The following is an 18,494-nucleotide window of genomic DNA, read 5'->3' as shown; positions in this document are numbered from 1 at the left end:
TGCTTATTTTTTCCTGTAAATGATTCCGGGGTGACACTGAACCATTTCGTAAAGGTCCGGCAAGCCATTAAGCGACTCTGATGCGCCCAAAATCAGATAGCCTCCGGGATTGAGGGTGGCGTGGATACGGGTGAGAATATCCTTCTTGTGGGCTGCAGAGAAATAGATCAACACGTTGCGGCACATGACAATGTCGAACTTGCCCAGCATATAGCGCTCAAGGAGGTTAAGCTCCTTGAACTCCACCATGCTTTTGATTTCGGGCCGAATCTGCCAGCCGCCATTTGCAGAAGGTGTAAAAAATTCTCTCTGACGTTCAGGTGACAAGCCCCTGCCAATAGCGATCATCTCGTACTCACCTCGGCGGGCGACTTCAAGCACGCTTTTGGATATATCCGTCGCAGTTACCTTAACATTGCGTAGTTTGCCGGGCTTCTGGCGCCGAAACTCATCCACAATCATACCAACCGAGTATGGCTCCTGACCCGTCGAACAGGCAGCTGACCAAATTCGCAATGGGGTCGCAGGCGAGCGCTCGGCAAACTCAGGGAGCAGTTTTTCCTGGAGAATACGGAAAGGATGATTATCACGGAACCACAGGGTTTCGTTGGTGGTCATTGCATCGATCACCACCTCTCTGAGGCTTGCCCTGCCAGATTTTTTCAAAAGCCCAAGCAGATCACCCAGAGAATTCAGATCGTTTTCTTCCAATATCCGCCGCAAACGGCTTTTCACCAGGTACTGCTTGTTTTCGCCCAGCAAAATACCACACGCATCCTGCAGGAACGATTTGAAGGCTTCATATTCCTGTGGGGTAATTTCTGCTTTCATTGGATCTCAGTTCTGTATGAATTTCCTGCCGAAAAAGCGTCAGCTCTGGTCTAACACTTCCATGATCCGTTCAGCCAGCTCATCCGGACTGAACTTTGCCATAAAATCATCAGCACCGACTTTCTTCACCATCGCCTTGTTAAACACACCGCTCAGTGAAGTATGGAGCATAACAAACAGCCCACTGAGTGCGGGATCACTCTTGATTCGCGTGACCAGTGTATACCCGTCCATTTCGGGCATTTCCACATCCGAGATAATCAATGAAAAATGATCGGTTGCCTTTGAGCCATCCGCCGTCACTTCCTTGAGGTATTCGAGCGCCTGTTTCCCATCGTTCCGCAATATTACTTCCATGCCAATGGCTGTAAGACAGCGCTCTATTTGCCGGCGTGCAACCGAAGAGTCATCCACCACCAGAACTGGCAGATGCCCCGTCACTCTTTCCGCACTTTTACTCCGAACTGCTTCAGTCACATCATCGCTAATCGGAGAAACTTCGGAAAGAATCTTCTCTACATCTATGATTTCCGCCAACTTGTCATCAATTTTAGTGACAGCTGTAAGATAGATATCCTTACCCGCCCCCTTAGGAGGAGGAAGAATGTCTTCCCAATTCATATTCAGGATCCGATCGACGCCCGTAACCAAAAAACCCTGGGTCTTTCGGTTGTACTCAGTGATGATCACAAAACTATTGGGCAACTCCTCCTGAGGAATACCCGGCAGGCCAATAGCCATACTCAGATCAATAACCGGAATGGTTTCACCCCGAGTATGTGCCACACCACGAACCACCGCACGGCTGTTAGGCATGGAATACAGCTTGGGGCACTGCAGCACTTCCTTCACCTTAAAGACATTGATGCCGTATATCTGACGCCCACGTAAACGGAAAAGCAGGAGCTCAAGACGGTTTTGTCCGACCAGCTGCGTGCGCTGATTTACACTATCCAATACCCCTGCCATCGCAGTCTCCCCTGGCCAGTAATTAGCACCGGCATACATTTTGCTTTCTATCACGTTAAGTTGTCAGGACGACGCGATAACGTCGCCTGAAAGCGGTCAGGCCTGTTTAACGGCCAGAACGCCGCAATCCTTAGGCATTTTCAGTAGCATTTGCCGTATTACTGACAGCATAGGACAAACCAGCAGATATGCGCACCCAGCTTTTAGTATGGATCATGCTCGCAGCGACATTCGCCAACCAAGTGCAGGCAAGAACAACCGCCGACGAGATTCGCGAAGCAACAGCAGCATTCCTTGAGACCTTTGCAGCAACCCAGACCGAAAGAGGCTACAAAGTTGCCTTTGAGACCGGCAACATTGACAACAGGCTTGCATTAGCCGCCTGCTCTGACGATCTGGATATAGAGTTCACAGGTGATCCATGGAAAAGTGAACACCCGTCAGTTCAGATAGCTTGCGCCGGCGATCGCCCGTGGCGAATGTTTGTAACGACCACGGTATCCATCAGTGGCCCTGCCCTGGTCGCCGCCCGCCCGCTCGGAAGAGGTGAACGCGTAACAGGCAACATGCTTGAAACCCGCGATGTTGTGCTTAACGCCAGCCGACGGGGAATAATAACTGATTCACAGATGATTGAGGGCATGATTATACGCCGGCCCGTAAACGCCGGCTCGGTACTCACTCCTGATCTTCTGGACGCACCAATCGCTGTCAGCCGCGGCGATCATGTTATTATTACCGCCCGCCGGGGGCCCTTTTCAGTGCGCTCCCGCGGTAAGGCTCTGGCCAGTGCGTCGGTGGGTGAGCAAGTACTTGTGGAAAACCTTGGCTCAGCCCGCACGGTAAAGGCGAATGTAACCGCTCCCGGGCATGTTGAAGTGCCGATGTGACATGCTCACGGCAACCCCCTTCCGGCGGCAAAAACATGCCGGCGGAGCACCCCGTCCAAGGCGGGATCAGGTTTGTGACAAAATGTTAACAAGATTTGATAATTTGCCCCTAAAGTATGCCAGCCACTAGCCGTTAAGTGGATATAAACCAGAGTCAGCCCACAACATGTGTGGCGTCACCGTAAAGCAGGTATTGATATGTCAGTTGACTTAAATGGAATTGGCCAAGGCCAGGTCAACACCCAGAGAACCACGGCCGACAAGTCCGCTAATGCTCAGAGCGCCAAGCAAGCAGCCCCCGAGCAGGCAAATGCCAAGGCTCAGAGTGCCCGCGGCGAAAACGTAAACCTGAGCAGCCAGGCCCGAAACCTCAAGCAGCTGGAGCAAAAGCTGGGGGATTATCCTGAAATGGATGACGAGCGAATCGAGCAAATTCGTTCAGCCTTGGAAAACGGCACCTATAAAATTGATGCAGAAAAACTGGCCCAAAAAATGCTTGATATGGATGAAAGCATTTTTGGGTGAGTAAATCATGGCTGCAATTGATGATCTGAAGAATCTCCTTTCGCTGGATATCCGTCAGCTTGAAACCCTGGCGGATATCCTGAAGAACGAAAAAACTTGCCTGTCCGGCTCTGATACAAAAGCACTCGATACTCTGACGCGAGAAAAAAACGCGGTCTTGGGGGAAATTCGAGAACGTGCCAAGCAAAAAATCCGCACGCTTGTGGCAATGGGGTTTCGACCAGACTCTGGCGACCCCTCCCGCTTTATTCGCAGTGCCGGACTTGATGAGCTTTACGCCCTTTGGCAAGAAGCCGATTCAAAGCTTCGGGAATGCCATGTTCTCAATGAGAATAACGGGCGTATCATAAACCATCTTCAAAAACGCCTTACCCGGCTTACAGACATATTCCGGGGCGCCTCAGGCCAGCAAAAACTATATGGTGCAAAGGGCCAGCAAACAACCGTATCAAGCCGAACTGTGCTTGCCAGCGCCTGATTATCTCGTATAGATAGTCATTCTGGAATCGGGGTGAAAGCTGATGTCCTGAATACTGACGTTGCCCATGGATGGGCTACCCCCACCCCTGACCCGAATGTTGTCCATGCGGATCTCCTCAATTCGCTCAGGGAATGCCATGGATACCCGGCCATTCTCTGCCACCGTGTAACGTGGCTCCCCTTCACGATAATGAACTCCGGTGATCGTAAGGTCTGAATCCAGAACATTAAGTACCGGGAAAAACACATTGGCTGTGAGCTTCATGCCTTCTATGACATCCGGCTCCACTTGGCCGGCACCCTCGTCGGAACCAGAGCCGCCAGCCATACTGCTGACAATATCAACCCGATCAAACAAAGAGCTGTTGCCTTGTCCCGCAACTGCCGACAGCTCATCCTCTGTCAGCGGCGACATTCCAGCCGCATCAAATAGCTGACCGGCTTCTGCCACCTGAGCGGCATTGGCGTTATTACTCGCTGCAAATGTAACCAAAGGCTGAAATGGTAGTGTTGCCATGGTGACCATTGCGGCAGCGCTACGATAACGGGACTGGTGCTTCAACACACGGCCGAGTTCTTTCTCGGTTATCCAGCCTGCCGTGATGAACACCTCACCCAGCCGTATACCGCTCTCACGCTGTAGTCTGAGCCCCTCCTCAACCTGGCTCTCTGACAAATAACCACGATTAACCAGCAACCGCCCGAGTCGTGACTTTTCCTCAAACCCTTTATGGAATCTCACTAAGCCTCTCCCATTTCCCGCAGTGATTACCGTACAACCCGGCCCGGTGAGTAAGTTACTACTTAATTAGTACCAAAATATTAGCTGATAACCGCACATTCTGCTCAGACGTGTATCCCGTAAAATCAAACATATCTGTTAAGATCAGAGCACTGATTAACTTCCCTGATTATTACAGGAAATTCACTCACGACTACACTAAGCGAGATCCCGGTAATGACAAATTTGGTAAAACCCTTGAGCATTGTGATCCAGGTCGTACTTATGTTTCTTGGCCTGTCGCTGGTTACACTTAATGCAAGCGCCCAGACCAATGCAGATAGTGCAAACCAGGAATTGCCAAAAGTGCGCATCCTGACCAACCAGGGTGCTATCGAATTGCAACTTCGCCCAGACGTAGCTCCGGAAACCGTAGAAAATTTTCTGCAGTATGCCCGTGAAGGTTTTTTTGACGGCACAATTTTCCACCGGGTTATACCGGGATTCATGATTCAGGGCGGCGGGTTTACAAAAGACATGACCCGTAAGGACACCCATTCACCCATCAGAAACGAAGCCTCTCCAACACTGCCTAATCTACGTGGCACTGTTGCTATGGCAAGGACGAATGCTCCCGATTCTGCCACTTCCCAGTTTTTCGTTAACGTCGCAAACAACGATTTTCTGAATGCGGGTGTTCGGGGAGCCGGCTACGCAGTTTTTGGAAAGGTAACAGCCGGAATGGGCGTGGTAGACAATATTGCCGGAGTGAAAACTGCACGTGTGCGTGGAATGGCCGATGTGCCCGTAACCCCTGTAATCATTGAAAGCGTTACTCTGGTTGAGTAACGCAACACGGCCCGGCACCGCCATGAACCGCTCACCTGTTCCGCCCGCTATAACGCCAGCGGAAATGAGCTGGTTCGATGGCATGTCAGAATCCAGTCAGGCATACATCGAGCTCAATCAACTGCCCGCACGTTTTTCTGAGGTTCCGGAGGCAGGTCATTTTGTGGTTGCCGAAAACTGTTTCGGCTCGGGCCTTAATTTTCTTGCCACATGGCAGGCTTGGCAAGCTTTTGGTCCATCGCATTCAGCCACTCTGCATTTTGTCTCCGCTGTACCGTTTCCGCTAAGCCGTGAAGATCTTGAAAAAGTGCTTTCCCGGTGGCCAGAGCTGAACAACGTCTCGGCTGAACTGATTGCCAACTACCCGGCACTGATTCGTGGCACCCACCGCTTGGTATTGGCTGGTGGCAGTGTGCGCCTGACCCTAATATTCGGTGATACGCACAAAGCTTACGACACTCCATCTTTTATGGTCGACGCCTGGTTTCTTGACGACTGCTCGCACGCCGCAAGCGGGGAAGTAGACCCAAACAAGACCATCAAACACGTCTGCAAGCACAGCAAGCCCGGCACCACACTCGCTGCCGTAAAAGCTAACAAGGCATTCCAGTTCGCGCTCGAAGAAGCAGGATTTCACAAAATCTCCTGCGATAAGCCCGACGTTCAGCCTGGTAGTTTCAGCGGAGTCTTTCAGCCCGAAGATCAGCCTTCTCTGACACAGGGCAAGTCTGTGGAATCAGGCTTTTCTGTTGCAGTAATTGGCGCCGGCATTGCAGGCTGCCTGCTTGCAAACAACCTTGCGCAACGAGGCTATTCCGTCACGCTCGTTGACTCCGCAAACGACGCTGGTTCCGCCGCCTCCGGAAACCTGCAAGGAGCGATGTACGTCAAGCTAGGCGTGGAGTTTAATCACCAGACCCAACTCGCACTCTCTGCGCTGACGTTCAGTCAGCGCTATTACAGGGTTCATGGAGGGCCATTTTGGCATCCTACTGGCCTGCTTCAACTAGCCTGGAATGACAACGAGCAGGATCGTCAGCGCCGGTTTATCGAGCGCAACCAATACCCGCAAGATGTCCTGCAACAAGTATCCCGGGAAAAAGCAGAAGTACTGACTGGCGCAACACTGGAGACCGGTGGATTGTGGTTTCCGGGCAACGGGTGGCTTGAGCCAAGCAGTCTCTGCAAGGCACTTACCGTGCACCCTCGCATACAAAAACTGTTTGGTTGCTCCATAAGGCAAATGGCTGCCTCCGGTGATGAATGGCTCCTGTTCACACCAAACACTGACAGCCCGAACATCACAGCGAACAGAGTTGTTATTTGTGCCGGGCACCTGAGCCCGCAACTGATTCCGGGCTCAGGTACGTTTCGCTTCAAGGCCATTCGGGGGCAGGTCACTCATCTACCTGAACCCCTTGCCACCCGCCACCGAGCAGTTATCTGTGGAGCTCGGTACCTCAACCCTGCCCACGGTCTTGAAGGCCAGCAGCAGGCGGTGATTGGCGCCACCTTTGATCTTCACAGCCATGAACCATATCCCACAACCGAAAGCCACCGTGAGAATATCCGGGCCCTTTCTGCCATGGTTCCGCAAATGATGCCACCCCACATGGCAAGCGAGGATCTGCCAGAGCAACTTGGTGGCCGTGTTGGGTTTCGGTGCACAACCCATGATTATCAACCGGTTGCAGGACCCTTCTATGACGAAGACGGAGTCGTTGCGACGGGGCTTTACCTTTTTACGGGCCTGGGTAGCAAGGGTCTTACCTATGCGCCCCTGCTTGCAGAATTTGTTGCAGATCAGGTTACCGGGCAACCAACTGCTCTGCCCGAGTCCCTGGCCAAAAAACTGGCTACTGGCCGTATGCACAGGCCAAATGTGGCGTCTTCGTAATCAATTTTAGCTAATGCTCCGCGCCAAGGCGCCGATACACATAACAGATAGGTCTGTTCTCCAGAGGGTAAGACAGGTGTCCATTTTTGTTAGCGAACCAGGTCGTCCAGTAGGGACAAGGTTGCCGGAAGTATTTCGGGGGCGACGCGTGGGTGATGTCAGCGAGCTGACAGAGAGCCAGGCCATCAATCCTGAGCGTGGCGAAGCTACGGATGCCGAGTTTCAGCTTGCTGCACGGTCGGGTCGACATCGTGCACTGGAAGAGTATGGCGCTGCCGCTTCAGGAGAGCGCAAAGACCAACGGCCCTATCTGCCGGTATCGTCCATCTGCTCACCTGTACTCTACTCATTACCCGCCTCTGCGACGGTAGCCGAAGCGATCACCATGCTGGACGAGCAAGGCGCCAATCATCTGGTGGTAACGGCAGATACGCACATTGCGGGGCTGGTAGCCCAGCAATGGCTTCTGGCATGGCTCCACGAACACCAAGCCGATGCAATGAATCAAAGCCTGACTCAAATAGAGTTGCCAGCATTCCTTACGGCCTCTCCTGAAACAGATGCTCACCAGCTAGCAAGACTGATGCTGGCACACCAACTTAATGCCGCCCTTGTGATTGATGCCAAAGGCGAACCCATGGGTGTTGTTACCAGCACTGACTACCTTCGCCTGTACGCCAGCGTGGGCGGACAGCAGGGTAGTGTTTGAATATCAAGAGCAGCAAACATTCTGCAGACTAGGGTGTCAGCAGCGCACCTTCAGGACTTAGCAGCAATATCGTCCAGTCCGCCCCAATACGTGCCAGAGCCACCACTTCGTCATCCCGGTAATTAGCCAGCCTTGTAACTTCCGAATTCACAGTATTCATCTGAAAGCGCCACTCGTTACGGTATGCCGGAGCTTCTGCACCCGGTTCGTCTTCGGGTACCAGAGACACCCGGGTAACGATCGCGGTTTGTGAGCCGCTGGTTAATGCTGAGCCGGTGAAATCACCATCAGTAACGCCTCCGGCAATCAAGTCTCCGAAAAAGCTGGTTAGTGCCGCAAACTGCTCGCCAGAAACGTCGCTTTCATCATTCATGTTAAAGGACCGAACAATCTCGCCGTCGATTGTATAGCCCAGTATGAAGCCACTCGGGCTGGAGCCTGATTGACTTGTCAGACTCAAATTGTCTTCGCCGTCCTGTACTACGGTGTATTGGTGGTCGCTGTTTCCTAGCAACCACAAAGTGGTTCCTTCTGCTACGCCATCAGTAACATGCTCATTTGCATCTGTGCCCCGCTGGCGCACGTTAAGTTCACCTTCTTTCGATACCGCACTGTAAAAATAGGCATCTTCGCCCCCCAACGAGGGCTCACCATTGACCATACCCGTGGCAGAACCAAACAATATCGGACTTAGCCCCGAAGCCCTTGCGCCAGCAACACGGTCGTCTCCAATGGACCCTGCTTGGCGAGTCCAGGCTAATGTCGGAGCAAAGGTGTTCCCGTCAGGCAATGAATCTATACGCTGCAGGAAGCTGTCAAAACCGCCAGCAGATGTTTGATTCGGCCATACACCCTCGGTTTCGCCAGCCAGCACGACAAAACCGCTTGCAGGATTGATACCCGCCCAGCGAACTATGTCGTCGGAATCTGTACCAGTGCGAGTTGTCCAGATTTCCACGTACTCACCAGCATTAGTTGCCTCGTCATACCAATACAACGAGGAAACAACATCCTTCCCGCCGATCCCGGTCGTACCACTGGCCGGGCCCTCCGCAGTGTATGCCACTACAAGTTCATAACGGATCGTACGGATATTATTTTGAACCACCTCACGTCTTGCCACGCCAACTACCGGATCCGGTGCTGCCAATTGGTCGCCGGGCTCCGAGACTGGAAGCTGCTGCAGCAAATCCCCTTTTTGGTCGTATATCTTCACGAATACACGGCCACTATCGCTGCTATCGTACCCACCTACGAACATTTTGCCCCCATGCCCTACCGCAACATCTGTTGCAACAAAGCCAGCGCTGGAGCCAACGGTCAATGGCCATCTCAGCTCATTAATGCTGACGCGAAGCATGTCTTCGCTTTCAGCTCGGGCGTAGCTCTCTCGGCCGAGCTGATAGAGCGTATCCAAACCAAGCAGTATAAAACGATCATCGGGACCGGCATTGAAGTAGGAAGCCGGGTTCTCAACAGTCACTGTGAAGCTAACTTCATCCGTGCCCTCGGGGAAAACCAACTCGTCGTTCAGAAGATTGGTTCTAAATTCGGTATTCAAGCGCGCTGACGAATCTTCCGTATGACCCAGCTTCGCACGAACCTCCCCATTCCGTTCACCGGTCAGGCGCGCAATATAGGTACGGGAATCGCCCACATTCAGCGCATCCCGTGCTCCACCTTTGGCCGTCTCAAGAGTTACCTTTGGTTCGTTGTCATCAATGACAAGGTTGGTGCGCGCACCCTCATTGGTCGGTCCAACCGCAGCAAGGCCAGAGCGCACTTCTGTCAGGTGTAACTGCGCAACTTCTGTAGGCTCGGCAAAACTATCATCCACAACTTCCAGTCGAATGTAGCATTCGGTAATGCCGGGTTCGAAGGTGATTACGCCACCTGTATATACACCGGGATAAGTCCCTGATGTGTCAGTTTCATATGTGAGGTAGGGGATGTTTTCGAGCAGAGCTCCACTACCACTGCCCAAGGCTACAATATCGGTACCGGGGATAGCATCGCCAGTGTTGGCACGGCTATGATCACAACGTTGATGCGGCGCGGAATAGTTCGGATCGCAATTTTGTGGGTCGTAGTCCGATTTCAACTCGAAAGCGACAGCCACGCGAGTTACTGATGGACGATCCAGCAGTACTTTTACGAAAACCGGCCGGGTGGGCAACGTAAGATCAAGGGGAGTTGCAGTAACTGCACCATTAGGATCATAGGTATTAACGGTAAAACTGTGCTCACCGGGAGTTTCCAGATCGGGCAACTCGCAGCGCTCCCGATTACTGTCTGGAATTGAGGGCGATTCACCTTCTGTAAACGTCTCGGCTTCGAGCGAAAGCACGTTGTATTTTACTTCAATATCGAAAGGCATTGAGCCTGCCATTCGCCCATCAGTGCTAACCAGATTGATATTCTTCAGCTTACCCAGATCTGCATCACCTCGGGCACCACCACTCAAGCCGGGCACACCACGCATGATAATGCCTTGTCGCGCTTTGTTACTGGTGTCTTCCAAAGCCAGCCAGGAAGGCGCATTGGTCAGCGAGTAATCAAGTATGTCCTCACCGCCATAAGCACCAAAGTTGTAATAATACTCAACGCCCAAGTAGGCAACCGCTGGTGGAATACCCAGAATAGTTGGTTGGTCAGGGTCCTTCTCGGTTTTACAGCCCGCAGCAATGAGCGTAAGCGACAGAACAATACTCACCTGCAAAGCGGTGACAGGGCGGGGAAACAACTCGGCGCGCATGGAAAAATCCGTTTCAGAACGTTGTTGTTATAGCAGTGCGTATACCCTGGCAGAAACCACCGATTTACACACAGTTACATAGTGACTCCATGTTAGCCAGTTTCGGAAACGGGGTATCTGCGCGAGTTCTCAGATTCACCGGCCAGCCAAACTTCGTTGCGGCAGTTGCCCAAAAACTGTGAAGCCAGTGCTTATAACAGCTGGTGTTCCTTAAGCATATCCACCAAAGCCGCTTCATCCATAACCTGAACGCCAAGTTGTTCGGCTTTTGTGAGTTTGGAGCCCGCGGCCTCGCCTGCCACCACACAGGAGGTTTTTTTCGACACGCTGCCAGCCACCTTCGCACCGAGGGATTCCAGCTTTGCCCGGGCCTCATCGCGAGTCAACCCGGATAAGGTGCCAGTCAGCACCCAGGTTTGCCCCTGGAGGGGCCTCTCGCCGGTGGTAATGTGTTCTTCCTGCCATTCCACACCCGCAGCGCGAAGAGCCTGGAGAGTTTCACGGTTATGTGGCTGTTCGAAAAAGCTCTTGATGTGGCCAGCGACAATTGGCCCAACATCGGGTACTGCAATGAGCGCATCTTCGCCTGCTTCTGCTATGGCTTCCAGAGTGCCGAAATGCGATGCAAGGGACTTTGCCGTTGCTTCACCCACCTCCCGAATCCCCAGCGCGTAAAGAAAGCGCCAGAGCACTGGCCGCCGGGAGCGATCAATGGCTTCAATCAGATTAGCCGCCGACTTTTCACCCATTCGCTCCAGGCGGGTCAAGTCTTTGGTAGTTAAAAGGTAGATATCTGCAACGGTCTTGACCATGTTCTGGTCAACCAGAATATCGATCCACTTATCGCCAAGCCCCTCGATATCCAGGGCTTTTCTGGAGGCATAGTGGCGGATAGCTTCTTTTCTTTGGGCAGGACAAAACAGGCCACCAGAACAACGTGCGATTGCTTCGCCTTCAATCTGGATAACATCTGAGTCACAGACCGGACATTGTTTGGGTAGCTCAACCGACGGTGCGTGTGCCGGGCGCTTTTCCAGAACAACCCTCACAACTTTTGGAATAACGTCACCAGCTCTGCGGATAAATACCGTGTCGCCAATATGAACATCCAGACGGCGTATTTCATCCATGTTGTGGAGAGTGGCATTGCTCACCGTCACCCCCCCTACAAACACCGGTTTCAAGCGCGCAACCGGTGTAACAGCACCAGTGCGCCCTACCTGAAACTCAACATCTTCCACAACCGTCAACTCTTCCTGAGCGGGGAATTTCTGGGCAATAGCCCAGCGAGGTGCACGGGAAACAAACCCCAGGGCTTGCTGGTACTCCAAGCGGTTTACCTTGAATACGATGCCGTCTATTTCATAGGGCAGCTCACCGCGTTTTTGCAGTAGTTCTTCATAAGCCTCCAGGCATTCCGCGGCGCCCACAGCCTTACGCATTTCAGGATTAATCCGGAATCCCCATCGCCGAACCTGCTGCAAACCCTCCCACTGTGTGTCCGGCAACAAACTCTCATCTGTAACCGCAACACTGTATGCACACATTTCCAGTGGCCGTCGTGCAGTGACCGTTGATTTCTTCTGCCGCAAGCTTCCGGCCGCTGCATTGCGAGGGTTTACAAAAACTTTTTCGCCCTGGCTTTCCAGCCTCGAATTCAGCGCCTCAAAACCGGCAAGAGGCATGTAAACCTCACCTCTTACCTCCACAAGATCCGGAACATCACTGCCTCTGAGCAGCAATGGCACCGATGGGATAGTGCGAATATTAGCGGTGATATCTTCGCCGGCATAACCATCACCCCGGGTTGCCGCCCGCGTGAGGGAACCGTGTTCGTAATGCAGACTGACCGCCAGGCCATCCAGCTTGGGCTCACAAACATATTCAACGTCTTTATCTGTTCCCAACCTCTCCCGGACCCGACGGTCAAAGTCACGGAGTTCGTCTTCATTGAAAGCATTGTCGAGCGACAGCATGGGCAAGCGATGAACAACTTCCTCAAAGCTGGTTTCCGCGCTGCTTCCTACCCGCTGAGTAGGCGAGTCCGCAGATTCCAGTTCCGGGTGCTCTGCCTCGAGGGCCTGAAGTTCCCGGAACAGGCGGTCATACTCTGCGTCCGGGATGCCGGGATCATCCAGCACGTAATACCGGTAATTGTGTTCATCAAGGACAGAACGCAATTCCTCTACCCGTTTGATAGTTTCCGGTAACGGCTTGTTCATAGCTTGGTGCTCTTGGCTGTCAAAAAAATGCCCGGACAAGCCCGGGCATCGTTATTTCAATTCTGTTCCAGGCCGGCTCAGTGGCGTGGCGTTTGCTGCTTGCGCTCAAACTCACGTATGCGCTGCCGGCAATGCTCTATGGTTTGAGCTGTCATCACGCTGCGCCGCTCATCTTTGAGTTCACCACCAAGATTACGAACTACACACTGGGCGGTTTCATGCATAAAATCAAAGGCCTGAAGCGCATTGGTTGGCCCAGGCATACTCATAAAAAAGCTGATGCCGGGCGTTGTCATGGCCGCCACGTCATTCGGTTTGAACGTGCCCGGCTCTACGGCGTTTGCGACGCTGAATTGAACGGGGCTGGTGGTATCTTCTGCCTCATGCCGATGATAAATTTCCATATCTCCGTGAGCCAGGCCGCATGCTTCAAACAATTTCTGCAAAGCGCTTCCGCTGAATTCTTCCCCCTGACGAGCAAGCACGTTAATAACGATAACCTCACGGGCTTCCGGGCGATTGGCTCCTGCCAAAGGCTGATCTGTACCGGTTGTTTTCTGCGGTTCTCGACGGGCGGTATCTTCTTCAACATCAATAACCGGACTATCAGCAGGCTCGGAAACAGGCAAATCTTCCTCTGATGCCCCCCAACCGGTATCAGCAGTTACATCATCCAGTTCAGCAGACGACAACCTGACTTCATCGTGGCTTTCATCTGTGTTTTCCAGTTCCCAGTCATCTACATTATCTTCGAGGGACTTATGCTCCCATGAAGTGTCATCAGATGAAAACTCAGTTTCCGCAAAAGTTTCCCGAACAGGTCGTGTTGGCTTCTGTTGCTTTGTCTGAAAGCGCGATGGTTTTTCACGTCGCACGTAGCCACGTTCTTCCAAAGTATCTTTCGAAATCGCCCTCGCCCCACCGTTGGGAAGCTCAGGATTATGGAAGTCATCCAGCGGTGACTCTTTCAGGTCATCAACACCCATACCGGATGAAATCGCAATAGATTCTTTGCGGGCTCGACGCATTCGCCTTAATCCGTCGATAACAATGGCGATGATAACCAAGGTGCCGATGGCAATTAACCATTCCCTAAGTGACATAGTGCTGCTGTCCTGTTTGCAGATCAGATCCGGGGGCGAATAAAGGGCCCCGGTTGATACTCTAAAAAAAGCCTGTAATGAATACAACGCAAAGCCGCATCACATGGCCTTTTTGTCATTCTTGGCGGTTTTCTGGTCAACACGTTTTCAGGCTTCAGCCAGTGCGGCCGCCTCTTCCACATCTACAGTAACCAGGCGAGAACAGCCGGGTTCATGCATGGTAACCCCCATCAGCTGGTCCGCCATTTCCATAGCAATCTTGTTATGGGTTATGTATATAAATTGTACCTGTTTTGACATTTCCTTGACCAGATTCGCATAACGCCCAACGTTTGCATCATCCAGGGGGGCGTCAACTTCATCCAACATACAGAATGGCGCCGGGTTAAGCTGAAAAATCGAGAATACCAACGCAATGGCCGTGAGCGCCTTCTCTCCACCTGAAAGCAAGTGGATGGTGCTGTTTTTCTTGCCTGGCGGGCGCGCCATGATCGCCACTCCCGTTTCCAGGAGGTCTTCACCTGTCAGTTCCAGATAAGCGTTGCCACCACCAAATACCTTCGGGAACAATGCCTGGAGGCCTGCATTCACTTGATCAAACGTTTCCTTGAAGCGCTGACGGGTTTCCCGATCGATTTTGCGAATCGCAGTATCGAGAATATCCAGTGCTTCGGTCAGATCGTCATGCTGGCTGTCGAGGTAGGTCTTACGCTCGCTCTGCACCTGATACTCGTCAATCGCCGCAAGGTTAATGGCACCAAGCCGCTGAATACGATTACCAATTTTTTCCAGCTCTTCTGCCCATTCATCCTGGGTGGCGCCTTCCGGCAGTTGCGGCAATATTTCCTGCAACTTCACATCCAGCTCTTCAAGCTGCTCTATGTGATTACCCGCCCGGATCTCGAGGGCCTGAGATTCCATTTTCAGCTTTTCCAACCTGCTACGAACGTCCTGCACCCGGTGATCGGTGCCACTTCTGCCCTGCTCTTTTTCCCGTACTTCGCGATCGATTTCTTCCAAGGCATCACGGGCCGCTCCAAGCTTTTCCTCTTCCGCAAGCCGTCGATCCAGCAGCCCTTCAAGCTGCATTTGCAGATCTTCCACGGGTTCTTCCGCGCTTTCCCGGGACTCTCTGAGCATTTCAAGCCGTTCTTCCAACCGTTCTTTCTGCAGCTGCATGCGGTCTATCGTCTGGCTCAATCCATCCCGTTGGCTGCTCAGGGTTTGCAGTTGTAATTGCAACTGATGGGCATGATCACGATCATGACGGGCTTCCTGGCGCAGTCCATCAAGCTTTTCTCTGAGCAGGTCGCGCTGCTCGAGAAGGCGTTCTTTTTCGTCATCACCGTCTTCGGCCTGCTCTAGCGCCTGCTGCCATTCTTCACGGGCAATGCCGAGATTTTCCTGCTGACCTTCGAGGTTCAGCGCCACATCCGACGCATCCTCCTGAATTCGTGCAAGCCGAGCATCAATCTGCTCCGCACGGGCACGAAGACCACTGATTCTGGACACGACCAGGCTGAGCTCACGATCAGTTTCGCTTAGCTGCGCCTGAGCATCGTCTCTTGCAGCTTCTGCCCGCTCTGTCCGCTCCTGTAGCGCTTCATATCGAGCAAGCACCTCTTCCAAGGAGTGCTCTGCCTGAGCCAGTTGCTCCGTCAGCTCGTCAACTTTCTTTTGCCGCTCGATAACGCCAATCTGACTGACATCAGAATCAGGCATCAAAACCCAATCCTTCGCCACCCACACACCTTCACGGGTAATGATGCTGCGCCCTTCAGCCAGCTCCAACCTCTGCGACAAGGCCTCCTCAAGAGTGTCAGCAACGTGGATGTCCGCCAGCATGACGGTTACCGCAGAGACCCCTTTCGCTTTAGCTGCAAGGCTATAAACGGGTGCATTGCCCCCAGTACCTGCCTCGATTAAAGCAAGGCCTTTTGGCGCACTCTGCAAGGCCGTTGAAACAGGCTTGATATCTGGTACCAAGAGCCCCTGACTCAGGCGACCAATGGCCTGCTCTACCGCAAACTCCCAGCCATCATCTATTCGCAGCTCGGCCGCAACACGTGGCAGATCACTAAGCCCGTGCTCTGCCAGCCACGCCTGCAGCGTGTCATTCTGCCCGCCCATTTGCTCATCCAAGAGCGACTGCTGGGATTCCAGTGCAGCCTGCAAACTTTGAACCCGCTGCCGGACTTCTGTCAGGCTTTGCTCAGTATCGCGCTGAGCCTGCCGGGCATGCTGCAACTCATCCTGTTCCGCCTCAATGCGCTCTGTCATTTCCTCCCGCTGCAGCGCCAGTGCTTCCTGCTGCTCCTGGAATTCCTGGAGTTCATCCCGATCAATCTGGCCGTCTAGCTGCGCCTGCTCTTCCTGAAGTTTGCGCTGACGGGCAAGAAGTTGATCTATAGCTTCCTCAAGGGATTTGATGCGTGACTGAGCAAGCTCTGCCTCACGGCGAGCATCGGCAGACCGTGAGCTGAACTCCTCCCATCGCTGCTGCCATTCGCTCATGGCATCTTCCGCCAGTTGAAGCTTCTCTCCCGATTCCTCCGAACGGATAGCGAGGGCTTCCTGCTCAGGCTCAATCATTTCCAGCTCTTCGCGGATAGCAGACAGTTTGTCTTCGTCCTGGCTCAGCTCGCGAGTGAGCTCACGCTGGTTGGCCATGGCCTGATCCAGTTCCATTGCTGTCTGCCGGCTGCGCTCCCGCTGATGTTCAAGGCTCTGCTCAATGCGGGCAATATCGGCGCCAGCCTCGTAATAGCGAGCCTGAGCACGATTAAAATGCTCTGTGCGCTCGTGGTGGCTGTCACGAAGGGATTCAAGGGACGTTTCAAGGTTGATGCGTTCAGTAAGCTGCTTTTCAAGCTCCAGCTCTGTGTCGCGGATTTTGCTACGCCAGGATTGAAGATCATTATCGAGGGCTTGCCAGCGCAGAACCGTAAGTTCGGCTTTTTTCTGGCGCTCCTCCTGCTTGTAGGCTTTGTATTTTTCTGCAGCGGCAGCTTGTCGCTCAAGGTGCTGTAACTGCCGGCCCAGCTCTTCACGAAGATCGGTGAGGCGCTCAAGGTTTTCCTGGGTGCGCCGCATTCTGTTTTCCGTTTCGCGGCGCCGCTCCTTGTATTTTGAAATGCCTGCAGCTTCCTCGATATAAACTCGAAGCTCTTCCGGCTTGGCTTCAATCAGCCGTGAAATCATACCTTGTTCAATGATGGCATAGCTTCGAGGACCAAGGCCGGTGCCAAGGAACAGATCAGTAATATCGCGGCGTCGACATTTCGTGCCGTTCAGGAAATACTCAGACTGGCCTTCCCGGGACACTCTGCGCCGAACGGAAATCTCGTTAAAGCGCGCAAATTCGCCAGGTGCAGAGCCATCTGTGTTATCGAATACCAGTTCGATAGACGCCTGCCCAACCGGTTTACGGGAGCTGGAGCCATTAAAGATAACGTCAGTCATGGATTCGCCACGGAGGTACTTGGCGGAGCTCTCCCCCATTACCCACCGAACGGCGTCAATAATATTGGATTTACCACAGCCATTAGGCCCGACTACTGCAGTCAGGTTGGTAGGGAAAGGTACGGTAGTGGGATCAACGAATGACTTGAATCCCGCAAGCTTGATGGACTTCAGGCGCATGTCACGCGCTCTCCTCCTCCATGAGAATACTCAGGACCTGTTGGCGCTGGTGCTCGCCAAATGCCTGTATTGCAGACTCTAAACGGTCTGCATCACCACTCAGCGCGGCCTCGCCAAGCTGTTGAAAAAAGACGGCGGTTTGCCCTATCCCGCCCCGAAAGTTCTCAAGTGCAACAAAATAGGTGCGACTGATTGCCGGCCGAAAGTTCTCCAGAGTTTCTTCCAGAAACGGATTCTCTACCAGTCTGTAGGCATAAAGCATGACCTCAAAGCCCGCTTCAATCACCTTTTCCGCGGCATCTGGTCCTGTCGAGTTAACAGCTCGCGCTATGGCCTCAACCTCTCGCACCCGCCCCAGAATGCCACCCAACTCAGCGTTACCTGCCCAGCGTTCAACAAGTTTGCGCCCGAGCATGCAGAGCAGGTTAATGTAAATATCATAAAGGTTGTTGACACTGGACACTGTCAGGCTGGAGACGACTGCACCACGGCGTGGAAATATCTCAACCAGGTGCCTCCGCTCAAGAATCAACAAGGCTTCGCGCACAGACCCCCTACTGACGCTAAGATCGCTGGCAACCTTCAGCTCCTGAATGCGGCTACCAGGCTTCAGATCCCGTGTAACAATCCGTTGCCCTAAATGCTGGGCGATCTGTTCGGAAAGACTCTCTGGGGCCTGAAACGTCATACGAAATGGTGCTCACTTCTGAAAATGGGGCGTTCTTAAGCACGTGAGTTTACCACAGGGATTCTACATCCCCACCCCTCTTGAACAGGCATTTTATTCAGGCATGCGCTAGGGCAGGAAGAGGCTTGCCGTATTTTTGACGCTTCGCTTTACCTCCACAAACCCAGCAACCAAACTGGCTTAAAGTTATCTCTTACGCCATTGTTTATAATG

The 18,494-nt window shown here is 52.9% G+C and carries 14 protein-coding genes; 6 read left to right on the top strand and 8 right to left on the bottom strand.

Features of this window, described 5'->3' with window-relative positions; genetic code table 11:
• Positions 1-3: 3 nt before the first annotated feature.
• Entirely contained in the window at positions 4-831 is an 828-nt protein-coding gene (locus FFI61_RS14245) for a CheR family methyltransferase (protein WP_200204937.1), read from the bottom strand.
• A 39-nt stretch (positions 832-870) separates the two neighbouring features.
• Positions 871-1,800, bottom strand: a complete 930-nt coding sequence (locus tag FFI61_RS14240; RefSeq protein ID WP_200205023.1) for a chemotaxis protein CheV — start codon at positions 1,798-1,800, stop codon at positions 871-873.
• 188 nt (positions 1,801-1,988) lie between these two features.
• Between FFI61_RS14240 and flgA the strand changes: the two genes are divergently transcribed.
• The 3 genes from flgA to FFI61_RS14225 all read left to right on the top strand — a co-directional run bounded on the left by flgA (position 1,989) and on the right by FFI61_RS14225 (position 3,693).
• Positions 1,989-2,690 (top strand): flagellar basal body P-ring formation chaperone FlgA, encoded by a 702-nt coding sequence (flgA, locus tag FFI61_RS14235; RefSeq protein ID WP_200204938.1) that lies wholly within the window; start codon positions 1,989-1,991, stop codon positions 2,688-2,690.
• A 198-nt stretch (positions 2,691-2,888) separates the two neighbouring features.
• Positions 2,889-3,215 carry a flagellar biosynthesis anti-sigma factor FlgM gene (gene flgM, locus FFI61_RS14230; RefSeq protein ID WP_200204939.1) on the top strand — a complete coding sequence of 109 codons (327 nt, stop codon included), beginning with the start codon at positions 2,889-2,891 and terminating at the stop codon, positions 3,213-3,215.
• A gap of 7 nt (positions 3,216-3,222) precedes the next feature.
• On the top strand, positions 3,223-3,693 hold the full coding sequence (locus FFI61_RS14225; protein ID WP_200204940.1) for a flagella synthesis protein FlgN: 471 nt from the start codon (positions 3,223-3,225) through the stop codon (positions 3,691-3,693).
• Here the strand turns inward: FFI61_RS14225 and FFI61_RS14220 are convergent, their stop codons facing one another.
• Positions 3,694-4,437 carry a pilus assembly protein PilB gene (locus FFI61_RS14220; RefSeq protein ID WP_200204941.1) on the bottom strand — a complete coding sequence of 248 codons (744 nt, stop codon included), beginning with the start codon at positions 4,435-4,437 and terminating at the stop codon, positions 3,694-3,696.
• Positions 4,438-4,653: 216 nt separating this feature from the next.
• Here FFI61_RS14220 and FFI61_RS14215 point away from each other — a divergent pair, with 216 nt between their 5' ends.
• The 3 genes from FFI61_RS14215 (at position 4,654) to FFI61_RS17985 (ending at position 7,871) form a co-directional block, all read left to right on the top strand.
• Entirely contained in the window at positions 4,654-5,265 is a 612-nt protein-coding gene (locus FFI61_RS14215; protein ID WP_200204942.1) for a peptidylprolyl isomerase, read from the top strand.
• Positions 5,266-5,287: 22 nt separating this feature from the next.
• A complete protein-coding gene (gene mnmC / locus FFI61_RS14210; RefSeq protein WP_200371251.1) occupies positions 5,288-7,162 on the top strand; it encodes an FAD-dependent 5-carboxymethylaminomethyl-2-thiouridine(34) oxidoreductase MnmC in 1,875 nt (624 codons plus the stop codon).
• 76 nt (positions 7,163-7,238) lie between these two features.
• Positions 7,239-7,871, top strand: a complete 633-nt coding sequence (locus FFI61_RS17985; protein ID WP_200204944.1) for a CBS domain-containing protein — start codon at positions 7,239-7,241, stop codon at positions 7,869-7,871.
• A 28-nt stretch (positions 7,872-7,899) separates the two neighbouring features.
• Here FFI61_RS17985 and FFI61_RS14200 read toward each other — a convergent pair whose 3' ends face one another.
• From FFI61_RS14200 to FFI61_RS14180, 5 genes are all read right to left on the bottom strand, one after another.
• Positions 7,900-10,626 (bottom strand): hypothetical protein, encoded by a 2,727-nt coding sequence (locus FFI61_RS14200; RefSeq protein ID WP_200371249.1) that lies wholly within the window; start codon positions 10,624-10,626, stop codon positions 7,900-7,902.
• Positions 10,627-10,817: 191 nt separating this feature from the next.
• Positions 10,818-12,848, bottom strand: coding sequence for an NAD-dependent DNA ligase LigA (ligA, locus tag FFI61_RS14195; protein ID WP_200371247.1), 2,031 nt, complete (start codon positions 12,846-12,848; stop codon positions 10,818-10,820).
• Positions 12,849-12,925: 77 nt separating this feature from the next.
• Positions 12,926-13,951, bottom strand: a complete 1,026-nt coding sequence (zipA, locus tag FFI61_RS14190) for a cell division protein ZipA (RefSeq protein WP_200204947.1) — start codon at positions 13,949-13,951, stop codon at positions 12,926-12,928.
• A gap of 147 nt (positions 13,952-14,098) precedes the next feature.
• Positions 14,099-17,593, bottom strand: coding sequence for a chromosome segregation protein SMC (gene smc / locus FFI61_RS14185; RefSeq protein ID WP_200371245.1), 3,495 nt, complete (start codon positions 17,591-17,593; stop codon positions 14,099-14,101).
• Between the two features lies 1 nt (position 17,594).
• Complete coding sequence (locus tag FFI61_RS14180; protein WP_200371242.1) at positions 17,595-18,281, bottom strand: GntR family transcriptional regulator; 687 nt, start codon at positions 18,279-18,281, stop codon at positions 17,595-17,597.
• Positions 18,282-18,494: the final 213 nt, after the last annotated feature.

It is taken from the genome of Marinobacter sp. DY40_1A1 (genome assembly GCF_016597815.1).
In the GTDB taxonomy this organism is placed as follows: domain Bacteria; phylum Pseudomonadota; class Gammaproteobacteria; order Pseudomonadales; family Oleiphilaceae; genus Marinobacter; species Marinobacter xiaoshiensis.
This window is presented reverse-complemented; position numbering and strand designations above follow the sequence as displayed.

What these genes read in the sequence shown, in the direction of transcription:
- FFI61_RS14215 (WP_200204942.1), top strand. Translation starts at nt 4,654, where the DNA reads ATGACAAATTTGGTAAAACCCTTGAGCATTGTGATCCAGGTCGTACTT.
- smc (WP_200371245.1), bottom strand. Translation starts at nt 17,593, where the DNA reads ATGCGCCTGAAGTCCATCAAGCTTGCGGGATTCAAGTCATTCGTTGAT.
- flgA (WP_200204938.1), top strand. Translation starts at nt 1,989, where the DNA reads ATGCGCACCCAGCTTTTAGTATGGATCATGCTCGCAGCGACATTCGCC.
- FFI61_RS14200 (WP_200371249.1), bottom strand. Translation starts at nt 10,626, where the DNA reads ATGCGCGCCGAGTTGTTTCCCCGCCCTGTCACCGCTTTGCAGGTGAGT.
- flgM (WP_200204939.1), top strand. Translation starts at nt 2,889, where the DNA reads ATGTCAGTTGACTTAAATGGAATTGGCCAAGGCCAGGTCAACACCCAG.
- FFI61_RS14180 (WP_200371242.1), bottom strand. Translation starts at nt 18,281, where the DNA reads ATGACGTTTCAGGCCCCAGAGAGTCTTTCCGAACAGATCGCCCAGCAT.
- ligA (WP_200371247.1), bottom strand. Translation starts at nt 12,848, where the DNA reads ATGAACAAGCCGTTACCGGAAACTATCAAACGGGTAGAGGAATTGCGT.
- FFI61_RS14245 (WP_200204937.1), bottom strand. Translation starts at nt 831, where the DNA reads ATGAAAGCAGAAATTACCCCACAGGAATATGAAGCCTTCAAATCGTTC.
- FFI61_RS14240 (WP_200205023.1), bottom strand. Translation starts at nt 1,800, where the DNA reads ATGGCAGGGGTATTGGATAGTGTAAATCAGCGCACGCAGCTGGTCGGA.
- FFI61_RS14225 (WP_200204940.1), top strand. Translation starts at nt 3,223, where the DNA reads ATGGCTGCAATTGATGATCTGAAGAATCTCCTTTCGCTGGATATCCGT.
- mnmC (WP_200371251.1), top strand. Translation starts at nt 5,288, where the DNA reads ATGAACCGCTCACCTGTTCCGCCCGCTATAACGCCAGCGGAAATGAGC.
- zipA (WP_200204947.1), bottom strand. Translation starts at nt 13,951, where the DNA reads ATGTCACTTAGGGAATGGTTAATTGCCATCGGCACCTTGGTTATCATC.